At 42.9% G+C, this 24,789-nt stretch carries 19 protein-coding genes; 14 read left to right on the top strand and 5 right to left on the bottom strand.

Translation table 11 applies throughout. The features are described 5' to 3' along the window. Positions 1-150: 150 nt before the first annotated feature. Positions 151-507, bottom strand: coding sequence for a helix-turn-helix domain-containing protein (locus L1070_RS13320; protein ID WP_237125891.1), 357 nt, complete (start codon positions 505-507; stop codon positions 151-153). Positions 508-650: 143 nt separating this feature from the next. On the opposite strand from L1070_RS13320, the gene L1070_RS13315 reads away from it, so the two are divergent. The 7 genes from L1070_RS13315 to L1070_RS13285 are packed head-to-tail and all read left to right on the top strand — an operon-like array spanning position 651 to position 5,629. Next, complete coding sequence (locus tag L1070_RS13315) at positions 651-1,247, top strand: NAD(P)H-dependent oxidoreductase (protein WP_237125890.1); 597 nt, start codon at positions 651-653, stop codon at positions 1,245-1,247. 9 nt (positions 1,248-1,256) lie between these two features. After that, positions 1,257-1,823 (top strand): peroxiredoxin-like family protein, encoded by a 567-nt coding sequence (locus L1070_RS13310; RefSeq protein ID WP_237125889.1) that lies wholly within the window; start codon positions 1,257-1,259, stop codon positions 1,821-1,823. 8 nt (positions 1,824-1,831) lie between these two features. After that, the gene (locus L1070_RS13305; protein WP_237125888.1) at positions 1,832-2,194 is read left to right on the top strand and encodes a hypothetical protein; all 363 of its coding nucleotides are present in this window, start codon (positions 1,832-1,834) and stop codon (positions 2,192-2,194) included. Between the two features lie 11 nt (positions 2,195-2,205). Beyond that, positions 2,206-2,838, top strand: a complete 633-nt coding sequence (locus L1070_RS13300; protein WP_237125887.1) for a DsbA family oxidoreductase — start codon at positions 2,206-2,208, stop codon at positions 2,836-2,838. Positions 2,839-2,850: 12 nt separating this feature from the next. Then, positions 2,851-3,405, top strand: a complete 555-nt coding sequence (locus L1070_RS13295; protein WP_237125886.1) for a carboxymuconolactone decarboxylase family protein — start codon at positions 2,851-2,853, stop codon at positions 3,403-3,405. A 1-nt stretch (position 3,406) separates the two neighbouring features. Then, positions 3,407-4,612: a low temperature requirement protein A gene (locus tag L1070_RS13290; protein WP_237125885.1), complete on the top strand. Its 1,206-nt coding sequence runs from the start codon at positions 3,407-3,409 to the stop codon at positions 4,610-4,612. Positions 4,613-4,660: 48 nt separating this feature from the next. Continuing rightward, the gene (locus L1070_RS13285) at positions 4,661-5,629 is read left to right on the top strand and encodes an ion transporter (protein ID WP_237125884.1); all 969 of its coding nucleotides are present in this window, start codon (positions 4,661-4,663) and stop codon (positions 5,627-5,629) included. A gap of 323 nt (positions 5,630-5,952) precedes the next feature. Here L1070_RS13285 and L1070_RS13280 read toward each other — a convergent pair whose 3' ends face one another. Further along, positions 5,953-6,543: a hypothetical protein gene (locus L1070_RS13280; RefSeq protein WP_237125883.1), complete on the bottom strand. Its 591-nt coding sequence runs from the start codon at positions 6,541-6,543 to the stop codon at positions 5,953-5,955. 284 nt (positions 6,544-6,827) lie between these two features. Between L1070_RS13280 and L1070_RS13275 the strand changes: the two genes are divergently transcribed. After that, the gene (locus L1070_RS13275) at positions 6,828-7,007 is read left to right on the top strand and encodes a hypothetical protein (RefSeq protein WP_237125882.1); all 180 of its coding nucleotides are present in this window, start codon (positions 6,828-6,830) and stop codon (positions 7,005-7,007) included. 146 nt (positions 7,008-7,153) lie between these two features. Further along, positions 7,154-7,495: a hypothetical protein gene (locus tag L1070_RS13270; RefSeq protein WP_237125881.1), complete on the top strand. Its 342-nt coding sequence runs from the start codon at positions 7,154-7,156 to the stop codon at positions 7,493-7,495. 119 nt (positions 7,496-7,614) lie between these two features. On the opposite strand, the gene L1070_RS13265 is transcribed toward L1070_RS13270, so the two are convergent. Beyond that, a complete protein-coding gene (locus L1070_RS13265) occupies positions 7,615-9,813 on the bottom strand; it encodes a hypothetical protein (RefSeq protein ID WP_237125880.1) in 2,199 nt (732 codons plus the stop codon). Between the two features lie 512 nt (positions 9,814-10,325). Here L1070_RS13265 and L1070_RS13260 point away from each other — a divergent pair. Next, positions 10,326-11,093: a hypothetical protein gene (locus L1070_RS13260; protein ID WP_237125879.1), complete on the top strand. Its 768-nt coding sequence runs from the start codon at positions 10,326-10,328 to the stop codon at positions 11,091-11,093. A 219-nt stretch (positions 11,094-11,312) separates the two neighbouring features. Here the strand turns inward: L1070_RS13260 and L1070_RS13255 are convergent, their stop codons facing one another. After that, positions 11,313-12,377 (bottom strand): hypothetical protein, encoded by a 1,065-nt coding sequence (locus tag L1070_RS13255; protein WP_237125878.1) that lies wholly within the window; start codon positions 12,375-12,377, stop codon positions 11,313-11,315. 247 nt (positions 12,378-12,624) lie between these two features. On the opposite strand from L1070_RS13255, the gene L1070_RS13250 reads away from it, so the two are divergent. From L1070_RS13250 to L1070_RS13240, 3 genes are all read left to right on the top strand, one after another. Continuing rightward, positions 12,625-13,614, top strand: a complete 990-nt coding sequence (locus tag L1070_RS13250; protein ID WP_237125877.1) for a substrate-binding domain-containing protein — start codon at positions 12,625-12,627, stop codon at positions 13,612-13,614. A gap of 161 nt (positions 13,615-13,775) precedes the next feature. Further along, on the top strand, positions 13,776-16,484 hold the full coding sequence (locus tag L1070_RS13245; RefSeq protein ID WP_237125876.1) for a CHASE domain-containing protein: 2,709 nt from the start codon (positions 13,776-13,778) through the stop codon (positions 16,482-16,484). 624 nt (positions 16,485-17,108) lie between these two features. After that, positions 17,109-17,459: a hypothetical protein gene (locus tag L1070_RS13240; protein ID WP_070982868.1), complete on the top strand. Its 351-nt coding sequence runs from the start codon at positions 17,109-17,111 to the stop codon at positions 17,457-17,459. A 24-nt stretch (positions 17,460-17,483) separates the two neighbouring features. Here L1070_RS13240 and L1070_RS13235 read toward each other — a convergent pair whose 3' ends face one another. Next, positions 17,484-18,986 (bottom strand): response regulator, encoded by a 1,503-nt coding sequence (locus tag L1070_RS13235; RefSeq protein ID WP_237125875.1) that lies wholly within the window; start codon positions 18,984-18,986, stop codon positions 17,484-17,486. A gap of 205 nt (positions 18,987-19,191) precedes the next feature. Here L1070_RS13235 and L1070_RS13230 point away from each other — a divergent pair, with 205 nt between their 5' ends. After that, positions 19,192-24,762, top strand: coding sequence for a two-component regulator propeller domain-containing protein (locus L1070_RS13230; RefSeq protein ID WP_237125874.1), 5,571 nt, complete (start codon positions 19,192-19,194; stop codon positions 24,760-24,762). Positions 24,763-24,789: the final 27 nt, after the last annotated feature.

The following is a 24,789-nucleotide window of genomic DNA, read 5'->3' as shown; positions in this document are numbered from 1 at the left end:
CTTGTTTCAGAACTAATTTCTAGCTGCTTACTATGCTATAAATTATCTAATGTCATTTTTGAATCGAGAAGTAAGTTATGAGTAAAAAACGGTTGTCAGAAAAAGACCTTTTAGAAGGATTAACAAGTCATACTGCACACTCCGATGAATCTATATTTTGTGGGATTCTGACCAAATCCTGAGTTCATCTAAGATATTCAGTGCGGTTTTACCGAAATCGGTTAACTCATATGTTACAGCAACAGGTCTGTCACTTATCACTTTTCTGAGTACCATCCCTTCACTTTCTAGTTCCTTTAGGCGTTGGTCGACCATTTTTTTGCTAGCACCGCCAAGCATTCGCGTTAGGTCATTAAACCTTACAGGTTCGTCTTTAAGGTGATAAATAATGGAACCTTTCCACTTTCCGCCAATTAAACGCATGCCTTTTTCAATAGCGCAGGGTTCAGTGCATGCATTCAAAACTTTTTTTCTACCTTTACTATCTGTTTTTACAACACTTTCCATCCATCCGCCTTACAAAAACCGCAGGTTACTAAAAGTATACTAATTGATAACGTAAGTTAGGTAACTAAAATATACCACATATGAATTGAGTTAGAGAATGTTTCTCTTACTTATTTTGATGAAATTTAATTTGGAGTTGTTTTATGAGCGTCACTGATTCGAAGAACGTGTTAATTATTAATGCCCACCAATATTACCCATTTTCTGAAGGTAAGCTAAATGCAACCTTAATTGATAAAGCAATAACCATACTTGAGAGTAAAGGTTATAACACTCGCGTTGTAACAATGAATGATGAGTACGATGTAGAAGACCAATTAGAACACCATCAATGGGCAGACATTGTATTCTTACAATCGCCAAGTAACTGGATGGGTGTGCCGTGGTCATTTAAAAAGTATATGGACGAAGTTTATACCGCAGGTATGGGAGGAGCGTTATGTGTTGGTGACGGACGTACAGAAGAAGCACCAAAGAAAAACTATGGTATGGGCGGCACGTTAACGAACACCAAGTATATGATGTCACTCACCTTTAATGCGCCGGAAGAAGCATTTAACGATGAAGATGAATTTTTTGATGGCAAATCAATCGACGACTTAATGTTCCCTATGCACATGAACTTCAAGTTCTTTGGTATGAAACCAATGGAAACATTTGCATGCTTTGATGTGATGAAAAATGCAGATGTTGAAAACGACTTCAAACGTTTCGAAGCTCACATTAACAAGCATTTTTAAGGAACAGTCATGAACATTGAATATACCAAAAAGCTTCATGCAGGTTCAGACTTTCCTGCAATTAAAGCCAGACTCCTACCTGCAATTAAAGCCAAACTCCTAAATGGTGATATTAAAACGTTGTCTACGCCTGAAAATGGTTTGGATTGGAAGATGGTTGTTGTTTACAGAGGTCAGCATTGTCCCCTTTGTACACGATACCTGAACCAACTTGAAGGCGCAAAAGACCTACTCGCTCAAACAGGTGTAGATTTGATCGCCGTTTCTGGCGACAGCAAAGAACAACTTGAAAGTCATATGGAAAGACTTGGTGTGTCTTTCCCCATCGCATACGGCCTTACTGTTGAACAAATGGAAGAACTTGGCTTGTATATATCAGAGCCAAGGTCCCCAGAAGAAACCGACCATCCATTTGCTGAGCCGGGACTATTTGTAGTCAATAGTGAAGGAAAAGTTCATGTAGCAGACATTTCAAACAACCCATTCGTAAGACCAGAACTTCAGTCATTGATTAGTGGTTTAGGTTGGATACGAAATCCCGCTAACAACTACCCTATTCGTGGTATGCATAAATAGGAGTTGCTATGAAAAAGGTTGTATTGACTGGCGTTATTTCAGCCCTCTTGTTTGGAAATGCGCTTGCAGAAGACGCGAAGGTCGAATCTGCTCACATCGCATCTCCAAATCAATATGAACTTCTACTTGAGAACGAATTAGTTACCGTACTCAAGATGACACTCAAACCGGGTGAACAGGATAATTGGCATAAACACAATGCTGAGACTGTCTACTTCGAAAAAGGTGGCAAGGCGACGATAACAACGAGTGAAAAAAACATGACTTTGGAGATCCCAGATGGCTACGTGATGTGGCATGACCAATGGGAACATCAAGTTAAAAATGTTGGTGACACAACAATCACTGCAATTATCGTTGAAAAGAAATAATGATGTCAAAGATGCAAATTAACATTGATATCTTTTCTGATGTGGTTTGTCCTTGGTGTGTAATTGGCTATGGTCGCTTAAAAGCGGCATTAGCCAATTTTGACACTAAATTCGACGTTAATATTGTCTGGCACCCCTTCGAGCTTAACCCCAGTATGCCAAAAGAAGGTGAAAACCTAAGACAACATTTGTCGAAAAAGTATGGAACTACATTAGAGGGCAGCATTAGAGCCAGAGCGATGTTAACTGAAGAAGGCAAAAAAGTTGGCTTCACATTTAACTACTTTGATGAAATGAAAATGCTTAATACGCACCAATGTCATCAACTACTTCACTGGGCGAAAGAAAGTGATTTGCAAAACCAATTAGCAGAGGCACTTTTTGAGCATTTCTTTAGTAATAAAGGCACTTTCACAGAGTCAGAACTTATCCATGTGGTGGAAAAGGTTGGCTTGAACTCCCTGCAAGCAATGTCTGTATTAACTAACAACTCATACAGTGAAGAAGTGAAGTTAATCGAAGAGCACTGGCTTCAAAGAGGCATTCATGGCGTACCGTTATTTATTTTTAATGGCGAACAGGTCCTATCAGGTGCACAAGAAGTAGTAACTTTCGAACGTGTACTCAATCAATATTTAAAATAGAGACAATTAAATATGTTTACTTACTATGAGCCGGATACGGCTCCAAAAGAATCGAAACCATTGATGGAGCAATCTCTAGCCGGCTTTGGGATGATCCCAAACCTCCACAAGATTTTAGCTGAAGCTCCAGCAACTTATAAAGCGTACAACCAAACATTTTCCAGCTTCATGAAAGAAACAACGTTTAGCCCGGTTGAGCAACAAGTGGTATTTATGACGTCGAATTTTGAAAATAATTGCCACTATTGTGTTCCCGGTCATACTTGGATGATGAAGTCATCTAAAATGCCTGATGATGTTATTGAAGCGTTGAGAAATGGCACTAAACTGCCAGACGAAAAACTTCAAGCACTTCATGATTTCACAAAAGCCTTATTAGACCACCGAGGCCATATTGGTGACGATAAGTTAAATGAATTTTTGAATGCTGGATATACTAAGCGCCAAGCTTTAGAAGTTTTAACTGGATTGGCAGCTAAATTAATCTCTAATTTCACCAATGCGTTAACGCATACAGAAGTAGATGATGCAATGAAGCCTTATGCTTGGGAAAAGCCGGAGAAATAGTATGTCACTAGAAAATCATCCAATGTGGCGACTGCCAAAGCACCACTTAGATCATGAAGATGTGCATAACCATGTGCATTGGGTTGAGTTATTTTATGACCTGATCCATGTGGTCATTATTTTCTTACTTGGAAACTTTTTAAGTGACCACTTAAGTGTGGATGGTTTTCTTGCTTTTGCTGGACTATTTATCGCTGTGTGGTTTGCATGGGCAGACTCTAGCGTATTTAACTCCCTCTATGTCAGCACCGGCGTTAAACATCGATTAATCATGTCCTGCCAAATTGTAACCGCAATGGTAATGGCTGCGTCAATTCCTCATGTCTTAGATAAGGGCTGGATGTATTTTGCTCTTGCCTATGCTGCTAATAGAATGATCACCGCCTATTTGTATCACAGAACAAATAGGCTTGGTGTTGAAGCAACTGTGCTTTCTCGTACCGTAAGTCGCAATTTCTTTATACTCGCTATTGTATTCGCAATAAGTGCTTTTCTACCTGCACCATACAATTTTACGTTATTTGCGCTTGCCATAATTTCTATCCAACTTCTGTATATGCTGCCCAAAATTGGCGTTCTGGAATGTAAGCGATTTTTACCTCGATTAGGGCATATGTCTGAGCGCTTTGCTTTACTACTTCTCATTGTTGTTGGAGAAGGATTCTTTAAACTTGTGATCACCCTTTCCGAAAAAGGCGTGTATAAAGTTACTCCCGAAGTCTTATTTAACTTCATGTTTGGAGGCATAGCAGTATTTGTTCACTGCTGGATTTATTTCGACTTTGTTGGAAATGGAAAACCGAAGAATCAAGAAAAGTGGACACTAGTTAACTGGTGGTTAGCGCATTTGTTCCTAATGCTGTCGGCTGTGATGGTGGGTGTTGCGCTTGCAGGTGAAGTGAAAGTAGGATTCTGGGATCCGTACCCGCTCAAATATGGTGCCATAGGGTGTATCGGGCTTGCCTCATATTTACTCTGTCTACTTTGGATTCAATTCAATATCGAAGAACGTGTTGCTCATCGATTTGCTACCGCAAAAGTACGGATGTTTGGTGTTGTTTTGGCTTTAGCAACATTATTGGTCCTACCTTACGTGCCTGCTCTAGTAGGTAATCTTTTATGGGGTACGGCGTTAATCTCTCAAATAGCCATTCCAGTAACAAGAGCCTATCTTACCTTTTCCAAAGAAGAACAGGCTAAAGTTTAAGAATTCGGAACTAACGGTTAACTCAATAATAAGCGGAATAATTAATCGATGGGCAAGGCACTAACAACAAGAAAGATGGTATACGATATTCTCGAACACGGGTTCGACGGTTCGAAAACTAGTCGATTATTTAGTGGCTTTATCGTGGTGCTTATCATTTTAAACGTTAGTGCCATTATTATTGAGTCCTATAAACCAATAGGAGAAATGTATCACCAAGAGTTTCTCTTATTTAACATCTTTTCTGTTATTGTGTTTACGCTTGAATATTTCGCGAGGATCTGGGTTTCAGTTGAATCACCGCACAGTGACCGTTCTGAACCAATAAAATCAAGAATTAAGTATTCATTAAGCCCAGTGTCACTTATTGATTTGTTAGCAATAGCACCTTTTTACTTATCGTTCATATTTGCAATAGATTTAAGATATCTGCGCATGCTTAGAATGCTTAGGTTATTGAAACTAACTCACTATTTCAAAGGGCTCCGACTATTCATGGACGTCTTGAGAAAAGAATTACCCAGCATAGGTGCTGCAATTATCATTATGAGTGTTTTAGTTATACTTTCGGCTAGTGTTATGTATGGCGTTGAGCATGAGGCACAACCTGATGTGTTTGATAGTATTCCCAGCGCAATATGGTGGTCTGTAGTGACCATGACAACGGTTGGTTATGGCGATGTAACACCAGTGACTTTTTTAGGGAAATTTATATCCATTTTTATAATGCTATTAGGTGTTGGTATTGTCGCGTTGCCTGCTGCAATGCTTGCAGCTAAGTTCGGTGATGAACTTAGAACTAGAAGACAATTGCTAGAAAGAGAAATTGCTACAGCTTTAGAGGACGGTATTATTACTAACGAAGAACAAATAGCTATTGAAATGCTATCTGAGTCGATAGGTATCTCAGCTAGTGAACTAGAACAAGCCATATTGAAATACAATAGAAATATGACTTGTTCAGTGACGTGTGATAATTGTGGTAAAGAGATTACTAGTAGCAATAGAAATCAGTAAAAATTAATTTTTAACTAATAGATAACTTGAGTTTTTATACAACTTTGGTTTTTCAGCAAGTTAAATCTTTGAGCAATTTAAACTTCCGTTTATGGCACAAAGAAGCCGTCAAGTCGCATTTAGGTGCACGTCAGAACTTATACAGATGAAGTCATCGAATACTGGCGATACCAACTTTTTTGTTTCCAACTTTGATTGATAAACTTTTGAGTAGTTATTACTCAAACTAAATTTGGCGATATTATTGTTTCCAACTTTCCTCTCAGTGAGCCATTCTTTACGAACCATAACTAGGGACTTACAGACTATTATTGTTTCTAACTTTATTTAGCACCCACCCTTACAAAAGTAGGGACTTCTAACAAAAGCCACCACTCTTGTTTACCTTTTCTACCGCCAAGCCTTACTCTTCTAGCTAGGTATTTCCATTTTACTGGCTCTGGTTTTGGTATGTCTGTATCACCTGATTGTTCCATGGAATCTGACCAATAGAGCCAATTGAAGTTATCTATTTTGTGAGTCCCATCATCAGACTCCGCAAAGTGGGGCTCAACGACTTCAGCGTCGATTATCTTGTTGCAAACTTCCCTTAACGACATATCGTCAAACATCATACAGCTATGCTTCCGGTTAACTTCTGCCTTTCTTCTGTTATATGCGATAACTTCATCTGACGCTTCATCTGCTTTAGACATTTGGTCATCTAATATTCTCAGGGATATCGCTATATCTATTAGTAGCTTACTCATTTCCCTGTGAAAATAGCTATCTTCCAGTTTTGCGAACGGGTCATCTCTATTATCTGGATCGACACGCCTAGCAATCTCCTTATTTGCATAAAAATGGCACAATAGTCTATAAGCGTTGAGTTTTATCGACTCTTTATCTAGGGCATAGGTTGAGGGTAAGTGCATGATACTTTTCCTTAAAGTTTAAGCTTTTAACTTAGTACATCTGTTCAATTAGATCATTGGTTCCATTTTATTTTTTTAACCCAGGTTAAAATACATTCCAGCTGCATTTCCGAATAATGACGTCATCAAGCTAAGAGTTGGTAGGTTGTTTCTCCGAGATACTTATTTTAGAGGCATGCCTTTGGGGTACGGTTTTGATCACTTTGCTGTACAGCAACTTTCATGTGCCGACTCTGCTAGATTGTTTTGTGTCCAAATAATTGTACTTAAAAGGAGCATTCAATATGAAACTACGAGATAAGGGCAAGATAGAGGTAAAAGGCGTTATGAGTAAAAAAGGAGCTGATGAGGCTTGTAGATTAATTGCCAAGGGGCTGTGTTTTGAATCTACATGCCGCGGGTGTTCTATACTGGTTGCTGCTGCATGTCTATTGATCAAATCTATTTTAGAGGTGTGGCTGTAAAGTAACGCTAATTTTTTAACTCTGGCCAGAGCTAGCTGATGTTTTCACTGGATTTGAGCGCTCGCAGTGACATCATGAATTAATAAATTTGCATCACACTTTCACTCTAGCTATGCTGAAATTTCAATCAGTTATAGCGGTATATTATGTCTAGGAAGATTGGCCATACTGAGGCGCAATATCGTAAGTGGATTAAAGAGGGGCGTGGTACAGGCGAGTATCAGGATTACAAGCCGTGGTTAACGGTTTATGATGCGCCATCCGATGGCCGTGTACATCGAGTTTTTGGTTATAAGTCTAAGCGAACCCATCATTTATTATCCGATCTTGAACTATCCATGTTCTATTTGCTCGAGTGGCGACAGGATGTGCTGCAAGTCAAAGAGCAGTTTCCGCTTGAGCGAGAGATAACCTTAGGACTTGCCGAATCCGCAGGTATCAAACACCCCAATGTTCGGTTTATGAAGCTCCCAACCATGAAGTTTTAATATGAACTTTAACCGAGGTGAGAGTTATTAGTTACACAAATACACTGTCTTGGCCTCCATAAACACCAAATATCAATATGGTGTTTATGGATGGTACAGCGGTTTAACTCGCTAAACGATTACTTAGCTTTTTGTACATGCTCGTCTGCAACAAACCAAGCTTGGTCGGTATTCACGATAGGGAAAGCCTGTTTTCCACTGCATAAAGTACCGTCTTTTTCTTGGCAATTGTTGTTTGCCTTTTCATCCCACTTGGTATTTTGATTCCACGCCCAAGGCTTTAACATGCATGGGTCGTTATCAGGCAGACCGTAGTCTGCTAATAAACTGGGGCATTGGGCATTTTGATAGTTTGCTCTACCGACACCTGCGGCATATTCACCTTGATTAGGTGCGGCGTTCACTGCACCTGCTCTGCGGTGGCAATTCTGGCAGTTTGTGCCAAGTGGGTGGATCACCGGTTCTATGTATGGGTTCATTGAAACAGGCAGCATCGTTATTGTGTCACCGTCAGGTCTTTGTGTTGCCCATTTAGGTGGCGTACCCGTGAAATAATTACTGGCCATGACGGGGGCACCATCAATTTCATAGTTGATGCCGTAGCTATCGGTGAGCAGATAGTTGTTACGCCACGTAGCCCCCACTTTTTTGTCCAGCTTCCTGACTAATTTACGGTTGAGGCCGGAGTATTTGAATTCTGTGGCTTTGTAAATATCCGCTTGGCCAAAACATTGGTTGTACTTTTTCACTGGGCAGTCGTTTGAGCTGTCGTTCATTGGGCTCCACCAAACACTTTGAAATGCCCATGAATCAATCTCTTTGGTATTCACATGCATGGCAACAACCACTAAAAAGTCACCCGCTTCAAAACCATTTGAATCGTCACCATAGGCCCAAATGGTAGCCTGATCTAACAGGGCTCTGTCGGTGGCGGTAAAGGCGTTGTTTAGTGTCTCTTCTGAAACTTGTAAGTGCATAAAGTCTTTAACTTTATATACGCTCGGAGATTGCGTTGTGATGGCTGATGCGCCTTCAACATGCGCAAGCTCTAACGTTGCGCTAGAGGTCTTTTTACAGTCTTTTCCACAGGTATCAATGGCGACCACTTCACCCCACTTTTCGTAGCCAAGATAGTCGGCATTGGTTGCATAGTTTTTATCTTTGAAATTTTTAGGCACCCAAGGTGGCAATGCGCCATAGCGTACCCGACAGCCAAGCTCGTTTTGTTTCGCATTCGGATTACAGCCTTTGACCGGCCAGAACATATGTTTAGTCGAAATAAACTCGTTATTAAACCAGCTAGCGACTTTATTGGCAGCCACCTGTTCATCACCTTTAGCATAAAGATCAGCGAGTGTTGATGTGCCTGCATACAGCGCGTTATTTTGAACAGCATCCCACGCTTGCGTGGTTAATGACTCCGTGGCAATCATTACATCCCCCTGATTAACAAAGGCAGTACCATCACAAATACCACTGGCACTTGGACAAACGATATTTGGGTAGCCGTTTTGAGTACATAGCGTATCCAGTTTGGTCCATGCTTTTAACTGATCTTTATCCGATGTTTTAGGGTCATAGGCGACAGCCAGTTGTGGCTGAACGTCGCTTTTTGGCAGCTTACATTGCTTGGCAATGGCAAGGGCGGGCACTTTGTATGTTGGAATAGGACCAAGGGTATTTACTGTCTGCACTTTGGTTGGGTCGGGGTCTTGGATGGTGGCAGTGGTTGTCAGTATTGTGTTAGATGCACTTTGCGGCGTGCCTGACTCAGAAAAGTTGCGATTGATTTGAATAAGGCCAGCAACGGCTGGGCCGGCGTTATCCACATTGGTTGCTTCTAAAGTGGTATTGGTTTTTGGTGAGTAGGGCAAGCCTGTGTTGGGCCAGCTAAGCCATAATGGAAATACCCCACTGCATGCGCTTTGCTTGCTGATATTTTTAGCCCAACAACCTTGAGTGCCAAACATGGTTGATGTATTTGTCTTTTTATCGTAACCCGAATTATCCAATGGCGATGTAATTCCCGCCCATAGTTGCCATCCGTGAGCGCGTACGGTTTTTCGGCTCTTGGCACTTTGCTCTTGTACAGCATTACGCAACGTAGAGGTACACTTGGCTTTATCGCTATTTATTGGGCACCAGTCTGACCAAGTTGGTAAAGGCTGATAGGGCCCAAAGTGTGAAAATGTCGTTTGTTCTTTAGGTGCGGGTTCGGGTGGTGTTTCGACTGCTTTATCAGAATTAGAACAACTGCTAGATAGCGTAACGGCGAGCGTCACTATACTTATCCGTGACAATAAATTTTTTATTTTCATAGATATATCCTTTTAATCAAAAGTTTTTTGAAAACTTGGCATCATTCCTCTGGGCAGTGTGTTACACCGTCGGTCATTTCGATTTCTTTGCAACTCAATGTAGGCTCACCCTTGCTTTCATGGGCGATACCCGTGACCTTGTATTGTTATAAGAAACTAAAAGTGCGGTCGATGAAGGCTACTCAGACTGGTGTTAAGAATAGGCGGATATTATGTTTTTGCTAGCCGGCTTTTGGTTGTGGATGAACCGCTCACTTAGCGAAGAGGTTGCCAATGTACGCTTTAAGATAAAACAGCGATAAGGCATCCTCTATTTTACCTGTGTTTTGAGTTTGGAAGGCGTTAAAAATAGGGGGGACAAGAATCATTACCACTATTGTGTTTACAATAAAACCGGCCAACAATCACATAAAAGTCAGCCAGAAATCAGCCGCAAGTCATTTGTTTTTACTGCATTTCACTTAAGTTCTCATTACCTACACAGATGTGTTTTATTGATAGTGGAGAGAATAATGAGAGTCAGTGTTACATTAAAAAAAGTGCTTATAGCTGCAGCGACCTTAGTATTGCTGGTCGTTGCGTTTGTTGTTCATGCTTTAGCAGGAGTGAATACCCATCCCGTGGCTTTTTCTGAGCCGCCAGCGTTTGTTGCGCAATATGGCGCTAATATGCAGCATTCAACCCCATCGCCTTTGGCCAAGGTGAATAACACGCACCAGCAAAGCACAAGTAAAGCTGAATACGAACGGTTTATGGTCGGGTTTTCCAATGAAGAGGCTTTGGTGTTTAGGGCTATTATGGCGGGAGAGTCATTGGATGAGCTTTGGGCGTTGTTTGCCCATCCTGATAAAGCCGAGCGCATTAAAATCGCGTCAGCCTTTGCCGCGGTGAATATTACATTTAGCCATCACGACGAAAGTGGTTTTCCACCAAAACGAAACCAGTTTTGGAAAGATTTAGGAGAACAGCTACCCAATGTTAGAAATGCACTATCCGAGGCCCTTATTGCAACCGCAGAAGCTGGCGTGCGAACCCGTATTCCATATACATTGGCCTGGTTGCCAGAGCAAGGGCGTGAAACACTAGAGCTATTTGCTTGGGCGACAGAGCATCATCCGGTTCCCAGTGTCAGGCGGTCGACTATGTATTTCGTGGCTTATTTAGGTCGTGAGGAAGAATTTACCGCACCACTACTGCTTGGTCGAGCATATGACCCCGATTATAGCGTTCGCGAATTAGCCTTGGGTTTGCGCTCTAGAAGGTTGGTCGGAGATTTATGATAAGAAGTAACGTGCTAAGTGTAACGAACGTTGTGGGTTTGACTACGGCCTAAATCTTATAGTGATTTTAATTTAACTTTTTGAAGTTAAAAGTTAAGTTTCTTTTTTGAACCCGGTAAGTGCTCAAAGACAATGGGCTGGTTTTTGATAGCTTTACAGAGACCCCCACCCAACTGGTTACAGTGGGAGGGGGAGCTGAGCCATCAGCAAGTTGCTAATCTAAAAGTTCAATGCAAACCCTACTCGCAAGTAATGAGCCTTCTCGGAGTACTTGTAGAGCTCTTCGAGGTATCCTGCATGGTATGAGAAGATAATAGGTAACTGAATTTCATGGGTTATATGCAGGTGTGAGGTAAAGCTCACGTCAAACGTATTGTTAGTGCCCACGTCGCCCCCCCAGATTTCACCAGAACGGTATCTGAGCGATAGCGTACTTTGCCCGCCCAGCAGCGTTAAGATCCTGTCTTCAAGCAAAAATTGGCTAACAAAAGTAATATCGGTGCCTTGGTAATCTTCGAGCCTGTCATGCCGCTTAGTGGCGTCCCAAAACACCATATCTTCAGCATCTCCCCATATTTTTCTAAATTTTAGGTGAATGTCGAAGCAGCTGAATATTGAGTGGCAGTCGTTGTAGTCGACATCGTATGGGTTGATACGGTACACACCGCCTACCGCAACAAAGTCGCTGCCGCGACTGACGGTTTCGGTCGCCATTTGTAGGTAATAATTGTTATCTATATCAGGATATTCCTGCGCATATTGGGCTTTGTTATCTCTGGCTAGGCTCAATAATGTTGGTAAAGAGTCAGTGGTTTGCCCATTTGACTCATGCTCCAATGAAAAACGCCACTCAATAAAGTTATCGCGTTTAGCCGTGCCCCAGGCTAATTGGAAGCCGGGGTTATAGCGTCGGCCCACAACAGGGCCTGAATTTCGTGTGCCTAGGTAAAAGTCAAACTCCCCTGAAAAAGAGAAAGCGGCATTCCAATCAAAATCACCTTCTTTTTTGAAGTTCATGTCTCTGCCAAACACGTATTTAAAACTGTATTGCACATCCAATGCGCCATCTAAGTCATTGCCCCGAAAGTAGTCTACGTATATTTCTGTGCCTTCATAAGGTTGAATATTTTTGAAAAATGACTCCTGTGCAGGAGATTGAGTGCCTTTTTCAGACCTTTTTTCTTGTTGTTTTTCAGGCAGGCTCCCTGACAGTTGGGGAGCGGCGTTAGACACGTTACAAAATAGTAGCAAGCAAAACAGAGGGTATAGAAAATAATAGCGCATAATATGCAGTCCTTTGATTGTCGTTATATATGATTTAGAAAGTCATAGTTAACAATAAGTTAAGCATAAAATTTATCAGCTGCTGCTTTTTTTGCTCTACACGATAGTAAGATTGTGGTTTTTGCCCAAATATATTCGCTTGGTAACAATAATCACTTTATTAACTAGGTGTTTGAGTTATAGTAATGTTTTGTTAACCAAAATGTTGCTGTTGCTTTAGTGGCTGTGTGGCAAGTATTAAAAATCCATGAAAATACAAAAACAACTCAAACTGATTGTCGCTGCTATGCTGGGTCTGGCGTTTAGCGCTACGGCACAAATAAAAATTGCAGTGGTGGGTAAAACTAAAAACGATACATTTTACGAGCAGTCGTTTCACGGCTGCCAAGCATTTGCCAAGCAACATAAAGACCTAACATGTATTTATGAAGGTGCTGATGATTACCAAGATGTGCGCACTCAGGTTTTGATAGTAAGAGAGTTGGTACAGCAAGACATTGATGGGTTATTGATCTCTACAACCGACTCACGCTATCTGGTTGAAGGTGCGCTCAAAGAAGCCAAGGAAAAAGGCATTCCGGTGATCACCTTTGACTCTGACTTATTGACTCAACATCATCAATATCGGCTGGCATACGTCGGCACCAATAACTTTGATTTTGGCAAAGCACTGGGCGAGGTTGCCAAAAAATATAAAACAGAACCATCACAAGCGGTGTGTATTCAGTCGGGGCACCAAACCACTCCTAACCTTAATGAACGCATTCGTGGTGTCAGGTACGCGCTATTTGGCAGTGATCAGGTGAGGTTCTCAGCCAGCCATGGCTGGTATGAGTATGAGCGCTGCCCGCTTTATACTATGGGGCGTCGCGAAGATGCGCTGAACCAGTTACTCAATATCATTAAACAGCCAAAGCCCCCTATATTTTTGGCCGTGGCGGGCTTTGCACAGTTTAACGGCAACTATATTGAGGCGCTGACACCATTCAAAGAGCAGATAGTGAATGGTACGTTGACCATAGTGTCTGCTGATACAGAAAACGTGCAGTTACAGGCTTTGGCACAAGGGTTATCTACAGAAAATATTGGTCAAAACCCATTTGCAATGGGCAAGCTCGGAGCAAGTTTACTATTTGATGTGATAACTAAAGCAACATTGCCGACTCAATCTCAGTATTTTTTAGATTATCACTATTGTAATAAAGGCAACGCGACAACCTGTACCACAAATCACTGATAGATATATTCATCTCTATTGATACTTAAGTGTGGAACAGCGGCTTGTAAAGCAGTGATTTGGTTTGGCATTGTGATATGTTGAACCTATACTCAAATTAACTTCCACCAGCCCTTTCGTTACAGAATTGTCACATAGTGGCTCACAGAGAAATCGTAAACATGGAAAACGCCGTTAATCACTCAGCTGGTGAGCCAATATCACTATTTAAGATAATGTTTTTACCTATCTTGATCATTGTGGCGGGGTTGTTTTACGGCAAAGTTCAATATGAGGAACAACAGCAATTACGTCAGCAACAAATACATCAGGCCTTACGGAGTCGTTTAGAGCGTATTTCTGAGGGAGTGCAGCAGCGTGTAGCGTTATATCAATACGGTATCATAGGCCTGCGAGGCGCGGTTTCGGCATCTGGAGAAAACAATTTTGATTACTCAGCCATGCAGCGCTACATGAATGCAAGAGATTTCATCAGAGAGTTTCCAGGGGCTAGAGGGCTTGGTGTCATTCGTTTAGTTAAGCCACATGAACAGGCTCAGTTTGTGGAGCAAGCAAAACAACAACGTCCTGATAAATCTTTCCAAATTAAACAGCTTACACCCCATGATAAAAGTCGCTTTATTATTCAGTTTATAGAACCTGAAAGGCGTAATGCCAGTGCGGTGGGGTTGGATATTGGCTCGGAGTCAATGCGCAGGCGGGCGGCGTTAGAGGCGGCAATGAGTGACGAGCCTAGGTTAACGGCTCCGATTACATTGGTTCAGGCGAATAATAAAGCACAGCAGGGCTTTTTGATTTTAATGGCAATATACCGCTCAGATGCGTCATTTAAACCAAGTGAACGATTGGATAATGTGGTTGGCTGGAGTTATGCACCAATCTTGATTGATGAAATCCTCTCATCAATGCGCTCGCTAAGTGACGATGTTGTTATGTCCATTTCAGATTTAACGCCCGATGAGGGAATCGTCTTTTTCACTCATGGGAATAAAAGGCATCAGTTAAACGAATATAGCCAGTACCAAAGAATCACGCTCTTTGGTCGTCAATGGCACTTATCTTTAAGTGCTACCTCGGCGTTTATTTACGAGCTTGAGTTAAAACGGCCCATGCAATCAGCTATATGGGCGGTTGGATTGTCATTATTGCTGGCCATTTTAGTGTTTAGCATACAGTTGGTATTACTCAAAAAACAACAACTTAAACAACAGCATTTTGAGGCAGAAAAAGTAAAAGGGTTGGCGTTGGAGCAGGCCAATCTTCACCTAGAGCAAGAGGTTGCGCTGCGCACTAAGCAGGCGACTGAAATCAATATGTTACAGCAGAGTATTTTAACCTCTGCAAGCTACGCCATTATTGCCACGGACGAGCAAGGCGTGATCACCTTGTTTAACCCCGCGGCCGAGCGGCTGTTAGGGTATCAGGCGAGTGAACTCGTTGGCAAAGCCAGCCCCGCTATGTTTCATCTAGAAAAAGAAGTGATTGAGCATAGTAAAGCGATGAGCAAAGAGTTGGGGATGGATATAGCGCCCAGCTTTGAATGTTTTGTTGCCAAAGCAAAAACAGGGGTGATTGATACCAACCGTTGGACCTATGTCAACAAAAACGGCAAGCATATACCAGTGCGTTTGAGCATTACCGCACTAACGGATGAGCAGCTGCGGGTGTTTGGATTCTTGGGGATAGCATATGATTTGACTGAGCAACTTAACCGCGAGCGTGCGTTGTCTGAGGCCAAAGAGCAGGCAGAGCTGGCAACGCATGCAAAGTCGGAGTTTTTGGCGAATATGAGTCATGAGATCAGAACGCCCATGAATGGGTTATACGGTACATTACAATTACTGAAAGCGGAGCCTTTGCGAGATCAGGGGCGGGAGTTGTTAGAAAAAGGAATTTATTCAGTTAAAGCGCTACGTACCATCATTAATGACATTTTAGATTTTTCCAAGATAGAGGCAGGCAAGTTGACGCTTGATGAGCAGCCATTTAGCCTTATGCGGCTTGTTGAAAACCTCAAATCTGAGTTGTCAGTGGTCGCATTTTCAAAGGGCATAGCATTAAGGTTTGATATTGATGTACTTAGCGATTATTGGCTTGGTGATGAAGTGCGTGTGCGTCAGATCCTACTGAATCTTGTGTCTAATGCCATTAAGTTTACCTCCGAAGGGCAAGTCGAAGTGCTGATCCGTGAATTGCCGCAAAGCGAGCATTTGGTGTTTCATGTCATAGACTCGGGCATCGGTATGAACGAAGCACAGATAAGCCGATTGTTTCAACGCTTTGAGCAGGCGGATAAATCAACCACCCGTAAATATGGCGGTACGGGTCTTGGGTTGGCGATCACTCACTCTTTGGTCACGATGATGCACGGCAGTATTGATGTACAGAGTGAGCTGAACAAAGGCAGTGTATTTAATGTTACGTTGCCATTGCTAAAGTCGCATCAAAAACCAGTCGCGACACCACAAGAAATTCCAGACTTAGATTTAACCGGAGTTGATATTTTGGTGGCGGAAGACAACGACATTAATCAGGTTGTTGTAAAGGCAATGTTAGCGCCGACCAAAGCGCGCATCACTTTAGTCCAAAATGGTCTTGAGGCCATAGAGGCGGTAAAAGCAAATAGGCCAAGCTTGGTGCTTATGGATATTCAAATGCCGAAGATGGATGGTGTTGAAGCTTGTAAGAAAATAAAGCAATTCGCGCCCACATTACCTATTGTTGCGCTTACCGCCAATGCGTATGAAGAAGATAAACGTCTATATGAGCAGGTGGGCTTTGACGGTTATGTGGCAAAACCAGTAGAACAACATGAGTTGTTGTTTCAGGTTGGGGAGCTGTTAGCAAAATACAGTGATGAAGTTGGCTGACAATTGGTTATTATATATGTTGGGCAGCTCAGATTGGTATCGCGTACTTTCCCAAAAAAGACTGGCAGCAATATCAATTCCATCTTGGACGTAAAAAGAAGCTTGCTTGGTCGCAAAAAACAGCCAAACCAGCTATGTATACTCGATTTTATGTTAATTTACATGCAGATAGCGTTTTTTCTTACATGGCTGAGTATGACCAGAACAGCATCAGTTTATGCATTTTACATTGACATATTTTTATATGTTAATTAACATTTCCGTGATTTATCAATCAGTATTGCGTACTTACAGTACAGAAACAGGGAAAAGTAATAATCTTCACCGATGGATACCTTATGGGTATTATCGCCATAGCCTATCAGCCTGAAACATTACTGACACGATAATTAATGCCTGTATTTGACTCAGGGTTAATGCCCATTAGGGCAAACACGTTGGGTATTTACATACATTATAAATACAAATTCACTTGCGTTGCCATTTAGGTTGTGAAGTCAGGCTGATGTTATCACGTGGTAAACACGAGTAACCCTACGATAGTGTGAGTGAGAAGGTTTTTAGATACCCCTGCAAAGTTACATACGTAGCGCATCATTTTATCTATATGGAGGAAGCAACAGGATGCAACCCATACTAATTTTTATTGTATTAATGATAATTGCAATGGCGCTAGCTGTAGGCATGATTGTGCAAGGGCATGGCTGTAATCGCGCAGAATGCTGGCTTCGAAGCTTCTTTATTAAAGGGGAGCCTGAGGAGCAAGTGCCCGAAAAAATTCAAAATACCGCTTATTATTTGATGCTAGAGCTGGGTGATTTATTAGAAGGTGAAAAGGACATGGACCAGTATTACGGTGTTAAAACGGTCTTTAATCATGTCAGCGCATTGCGAGCAGAAACCTTGGGTTACAACAATACCAAGGTACCGCTTAGGCCAGATGAAACGCCTAGTTATTTGAAAGTGGTGAAATAGTTCACCACGACGCTTGATAGCCTGTTAGCCCAGCGGTAAGTGAACAAAAACCTCGGTTCCTCGGTTATCATCCGTACGAAAGGCGATAGTGCCATGCTGTGCCTCAACCAGCAATTTTGCGATGTAAGTACCCATCCCGAGCCTCCCTGGTTTGCCAGAGCTGACAAACTTCTCAAAAAATTGCTCTGTCAGGTGTGTTGGAACTGGATCTGAATTATGTATGGTGATCACAACATGCTCATCACTTTGGCTAGCGTTCACATTGATGCTTGGCCTCGTTCTTGAAGCTTCTAACGCATTTTTAATTAGGTGGCTTAACAAGGTATGGGTGAGCGTCAACTCTCCACGATATTCCAGATCAGCAGCAATTGAGGTATGCACACTGAGTTGCTGTTGTTTGAGCGTGTTGGCTAGGGCAGCTAACACCCCATCCACAACGAATAGCAGGTTATGCGACTGAGGGTTGAGTTGGTAGTCATTGCGCTCAATCTTAGCAAGCGCCGTTACACTATCAAGGTGGAGCTGTAATTGCGCACAGTTGTGCTGAATTTCTTCTAGATAATGTCTGGCTTTTTCACTTTGCTGTACGTGACTCGATAATAATTCGCAGGCATGCTGAATCACAGAAACCGGTTTGGTGAGCTCGTTTTGGTTGAGGTTATCGAACTCGTCTCTTAATCTTGCGTTTTCGAGCATTGTATCAATCTGAGCGCGCATTAGACGGTGTGATTCGATGCCGCGACAATGGGCCTGCACTCTTGATTTCACAATCGCAGGATTAGCCGGTTTGGTGATGTAGTCCACAGCACCCAAAGATAACCCCTTAATGACATGCTCAGTTTGTTCCAAGGCAGTTAAAAATATGACGGTTATATGCTGGGTATTGGGGTCGGCTTTGAGGCGACGACACACTTCTAGGCCATCCATTTCGGGCATCATGATATCCAGCAAGATAATATCTGGCTGTGGGTCGCCCGCACAGATTTGCAATGCTTTTTTACCGTTGAGTGCAGCACGAACTTTATAGTCTCGGCGTAGGATGTCACTGATGACTTTGATGTTGTCTGCCACATCATCCACAATCAGTAGTTGTATTTGCTCTTCTTGTGCGACAGAGGCTAATTGTGCTGAGTCGCCTTGAAATGCCCTAACGGGCCGATTTAAGGCGCGTTGGATTCGGGCTTTAAGTTGTTTACTTGAAAATGGTTTTACGATGAACTCCGATACACCACATTGAATTGCGCGAACAACATGTGCTTGCTCTATCGTTGAGGACATCATCAAAAAGGGAATTTTCGCGGTGCGTGGCGTGGTGCGAACCTGAGTCAGAAACTCAATGCCAGTGAGCCCAGACAATTGCCATTCACCAATGATCAAACCCACGTCACTGTAGGCGAGTTTTTCAAGCGCATCGTTACTGTTGGAGCTTTGGATAATTTTAATATTACCCATTTCATTCAATACGTTCGTGATCATTGCCCTTACCGCTTCAAACGGCTCTACAATCAATACAGTCAACGGGCTCATGTGGAGTGCCATAAATACTCGCTACATCATTTAGGGTTAGTCTATTAGTAATAGCATACGAATGATCAGATGCATCATGAAGGGTAAATATCCTTAGCTTTATGAAATTACTGTTATAATTTAGCTTTAGCTGCAATAACTTTCATCAGGGCTGACAGCTAAAATATACTTTTAATTCAATGCTGTAGCCAATCTGGAGTGTCGTGTGAAACTGCCTCAACTGTCTTTTATGCCCATCATCTTTGGTGTGCTGTTGTTGTTAGTTGGCTTAAATACTGGCCATGTTAGGGCGAGTGACACGTTAAAAGTTGAGCACATTTCGGCCTATAACGGGCTTTCAAACCCACAAATTTACGCTGTCGCCAGAGACCCGCAAGGGTTTATGTGGTTTGCCAGTGCTGATGGCGTCATGCGTTACGATGGGTATCAATTCATCACCTACAAAAATGATCCCAGTCGAGTGGACTCATTATCGGCGAACAGTGTGGCGACGATTTTGTTTGATAGCCAAGGTCGGTTGTGGGCGGGCACTTGGGGAGGTGGCCTCAACCTGTGGCAAGGTGAGCAATCATTTATGCATTTTCGCCACGATGCCAAACAAGCCGAGTCACTGGGATCAGACAAAATACAAACTTTGTTTGAAAGTCAGGATGGTACGCTGTGGGTTGGTACAAATGGGGGTGGCCTAAATCAGCTGGTGGGTGAACAAGGGACGTTCAAACGCTTCTTGTTTGCTAAGCAACCAGCTGATTTGGAAGGTAAGAATCGCGTTTGGAGTATCAGTGAGGATAACCGTGGTGCTATTTGGTTTGGCACATCTCATGGCTTGCATAAATTGGACAGGCAAACTGATCTGCTAGTGAGTTTTGATATGGACTCCAGTGAGTTAGATCATAATGAAGTTAGGCAAGTCTCTTTTGATGCTCAAGGCAGAATGTGGGTAGCGACACGACGCAGCTTTGGTTTATTCAGTGCAGATACGGGACAGTATCAAACATTTGATTTGCCTGAAGGTGGCTTGCCGAGTGTTTCTAAAATGCTACATCACCAAGGGGAAATTATTCTATCAACCTTTGCTGGTATTTATCGCTTTTCTATTATTAAACAGCGCTTTGTCAACACACCACATGTTTCAAAGCTTGCATTGTTACCCAGTCGTGATGTTCGCCAGGTATTGATCGATGAAACAGGGCTGCTATGGGCGGCGACACGCTATTCGGGGATCATCAAGGTTTATCCAAACCCACCAATGTTTACATCGCATCAAAACTATCTACAAGATTACTTGCTGTCAGGTCTGTTTAGACAAGTGTTGAGTATTGCTCCTGCGCGCCAAGGTGGTGTATGGCTCGGCACTGGCCGTGGTTTAGTTCACTTTGATGGCAAACAGACGTTCACCCCTTTTGCTCATAACAATGTACTAACAGGAGATTACCGTCTTAGGGTTCACAAACTCGCCCGTAATCAATATGGTCAACTTTTTGCTGCTACTAACTTTGGTTTATATCGAGTTGATGAGCAAGCCAAAGAGCTTCATGCTGTGGAGCTGTTTTGGCTTGCCGACGCTCGTCATTCCGTCGAAGATATTAGTTTTGACCAACAAGGCTGGGCATGGCTGGTGCTGGCCGGTCAGAACGCGGTCATTCGTTGGCGCATCGGTAGTGATCAATATAGCGCTCTGTTGCCAAATGTTGATGCAAACTTCGTATTTATTGATAGTGAACAACGGGCTTGGGTAGGCACAGATGGCGAGGGCGTGTTTAGGGTCACTGCCAATGGGCGTGGATCGGTACAGTTTATAGCGCACAGCGATGTGGCGAGTCTGAGTGACAATTACGTCAATCAGGCGATGGAATATGACGCAAAAGTTTGGCTTGCAACGAATAATGGGCTTACAAGCTATGATTTAAAAAGCAGGCAATTTACGCGCTATGCCAATACTGCTTCAGAGACATCGCTTGCCATAAAATCGATGATTGCAGATAAACATGGGTACTTATGGCTAGCGACTTCAAGTGGTATATACAAGTTAGACACGCAGACTCATGTCTTCCATCACTTTAGTGTGCATGATGGTCTGGCCAACAACCACTTTTTAGCGCGCTCACAAGCCGCCAGCCAAGGGCAAATTTTATTCGGCAGGGTTGATGGTATCACGCGCTTTGTGCCTGAGCTGGTTCGAGTCAATCGAGCTGCGCCGAAACTGGTATTTACACAGGCTTGGGTCGATGAAAAAAGCGTACAAGATTTTACTCAGCCGATTGTCATGACGCCTGAAAATCATAGTTTACGCGTACATTTTTCTGCACTGGATTATCAGTCCAATTTAGACAATCGTTATCGCACTTGGTTGGTTGGGCATCACAGTGATTGGGGTGATATTACCGCCGAACACACTGTCACCTACCGAGACTTGCCACCGGGTGAGTACGAGCTGCGTATTCAAGGTAGTAACAATCATGGGGTTTGGAACCGTCAGGGCATTGCAGTCAAGGTAATACGCACGCCGGCTTGGTATCAAACGCTCTGGTTCCAGATTTCTTTGCCAGTGTTTTTACTGCTGTTGATAAGCGGGGCAATTTCATGGCGCTTTAAGCGCTTAAGTAAGGCCAGCTTACGGCTAGAAAAGCGAGTTGAAAGACACACACAGGAAATTTTAGTGCTGGCCGAAGTCGGTAAAGACGCCGCTGCAAGTCACGATATGCGCGCCATCTGCCACACGATATATACACATTTACGCCAGACTCTGGCATGTAACTTTTTTGCTGTGGGTGTGTACCATGACAAGAGCAAATTAGTCGACTTTATTTTTGCACAGCATAATGACAACCCGTTATCGGTACTGGACGTGTCTGTTAAAAGCGCGCAGACAATAGAAAGCTACTGTATTAAGCACAACACAGAATTGTTACTAGATAGTGAGGCGTGCTGGCAGGGGTATGGGTTAAATATCCAAGATAGTTTGAATGGCGAGCAAACACGGACTGCGTTTTGTATGCCCTTAGTTGTGGATGGCAAAATACTAGGTATTTTTACAATTCAGTCCAATAGCGAGCAAGCTTATAACGCTGCGCAGTTGAGCATTTTAAGAGTTGTTGGTAATCATTTGGCAGTGGCACTTGCTAACTCACTGTCTTACAGTGAACTTAAAGATGCTGAACAACGCCTAGAGCTTGCTATGCAGGGAGCGAATGCGGGCATGTGGGAGTGGGATAGTTATAGAGATATTTTGGTGACCAATAGTACTTGGTCATCCATGTTGGGCTATTTGGGTGATGAGCTTGAACAAAAATTCGGTAAAAGTGTTGCCCGCTGGCGAGCCTTGATCCACCCAGATGACTTTGATCACGTACAGGGTACGTTGATAGCTTATTTTAAAAAACAAACGTCGATGTTTCGCTGTGAATACCGTATGCGTACCGCTGATGGCTCATGGAAATGGATTTTGACAATTGGTCGCAGCATGCAGCACGATGCGAGTGCGCAAAAAAAGAGTATTTTTGGCATCAATATGGATATTTCGGATGCGAAGCATTTAGAAGCCGCATTGAAGCAAGCCAAAGAGACCGCTGAGCGAGCCACTCAGGCCAAATCTGACTTCTTATCTAATATGTCTCATGAAATTCGTACGCCTATGAATGCCATTATAGGGATGAGTTATTTGGTATTGGATACAGAGCTGGATCGCAAGCAGCGAAATTATGTTGAAAAGATTCATCGCAGTGGTGAGTCGTTATTAGGCATTATTAACGATATCTTAGACTTTTCTAAGATTGAAGCCGGTAAGCTGGATATTGAACTTGTGCCCTTTTCGATTGAAGAGGTACTGTCGAACTGTGTTGACGTGCTCAGTATCAAAGCTCAAGAAAAAGGGCTGATGCTCAATATCTCGTTAGACCCACATATTCCTAGACAGCTGCAGGGAGACCCATTACGCATTGGGCAGGTATTGCTTAATCTTGGCTCTAATGCCATCAAGTTTACCGAGCAAGACGGGCAGGTCATGATCAACGTCACACTTGAGCAACAGCTCGATGATAGGGTGACGCTGGCCATCGCTGTGATTGACTCTGGTATAGGCATGACTGATGAACAACAGCAAAGGCTGTTTGAGTCTTTTAGTCAGGCCGATTCATCTATTACTCGTAAATACGGCGGTACGGGGTTGGGTCTGGCGATTAGCCAAAAGTTGGTCACGCTCATGGGTGGAAAAATAGAATGTCAAAGCACGCCAGAGATAGGGAGTACCTTCTCCTTTAACTTGTCAGTGCAATGCCTCACGGATGAGCAGATAACCAAGCCTCAGTTAGCGATTAAACATGCTTTGGTTGTGGATGATGATCAATACGCCAGCCGAGTGCTATCTATGTACTTACAACATGCGGATATACAAACGCATTGCTACAGTGCAAGCCAAATAGAGCTGCTTAATACGCAGTTTGAGCACTCAGATATTCTGTTTGTCGATCAGCAGGCACAACATATTATTGACAAGTTCAAAGAGCAACAACCGACTGGTTTGGTGGTACTCATGGCACCTTACGACACACACCATTTAGAGCACTGTGTAAGTGGCGATGACATCATATTACTAAGCAAACCTATCTTCCCCACACCACTTTATACACATTTACAGGAGTTGAGTGGTGAAAAGAGACCCGATAAACAAGTTTATTCTGAGCATGATACCAGCCAGCCACTTGCTGGGGTAAACTTACTACTCGTTGAAGATAACGAGTTGAATCAAGAGCTAGCAGTTGCATTGTTGACGAAGCAAGGCGCTCAGGTCAGTGTTGCTGGCAATGGCAAACAGGCACTCAGTAAACTTCAAACACACACTTTTGATGGTGTGCTGATGGATTGCCAAATGCCGCATATGGATGGCTATGAGACCACTCGACAGATCCGTGCTCAGACAAACCTTGCGCAGTTGCCCATCATCGCGATGACCGCCAGTGTCACCAAAGACAACCAACATGCGGTTAAAGCCTGCGGTATGAACGACATTATTTTTAAGCCCATTGATATTGCCCATATGGTCTCTACCATACAGCAATGGGTTAAGCCTAGCATTGCGATAAACACTGAATCCGTTAAGGTCAGCGAGCAGGATGTGAGCGCATTTGCTGATATTCAGGGTTTAAACCCAAGACAAGGGCTGCACATTGCTGGTGGCGATATTGCATTGTATATACAACTGCTAAAACGCTTTGTAGATAAACAAGGTTCACTCTTAAGTGAGTATGAACACATGATATCTCTACATGATGAAGAGCAGTCAGACACTCAGCCTGCGGCGTCGGCATTAGTATTAAATTGGGCGCATACCATGAAAGCATTGGCAGGTAACATCGGCGCTTATCAGCTCCAAGGAGCGGCCGCAGAATTAGAACAAGCGTGTATGGTGAATACGCAGCAGCTCAGGCCCTATATTGACCGAGTAGGTCAACAAATTGCGCCCATAATTGATGGAATTAAACACGCCTTGCGGGCATTGAAGCCGCACTATAAAGCGGCAGATAAAACACTTAATAGCGCATTAAATACCGCTCAGGTGAGTAATAAGTTGACCAGTTTGGCGACGATGTTAGAAGACAGTGATACAGATGCAGCGGACGTGGTAGAGGAATTACTTTACATCATGCACGATGAGCGCTGTAAAGGTTACTTGAAAAAGCTCAGCAAAGTTCTGGATGAATATGATTTCGATACAGCCAGTGAGCTCATGCTCAAACTAATGAGCCAATGGCAAGTAACACATCAAGATAGTGAATAAATCTATTTGTGTGGGCCACTTTGGATG

Source organism: Pseudoalteromonas sp. MMG022, from assembly GCF_021654245.1.
Classification (GTDB): domain Bacteria; phylum Pseudomonadota; class Gammaproteobacteria; order Enterobacterales; family Alteromonadaceae; genus Pseudoalteromonas; species Pseudoalteromonas amylolytica.
Note: the sequence above shows the minus strand (reverse complement) of the source record. Positions and strands in the feature narration are given on the sequence as shown.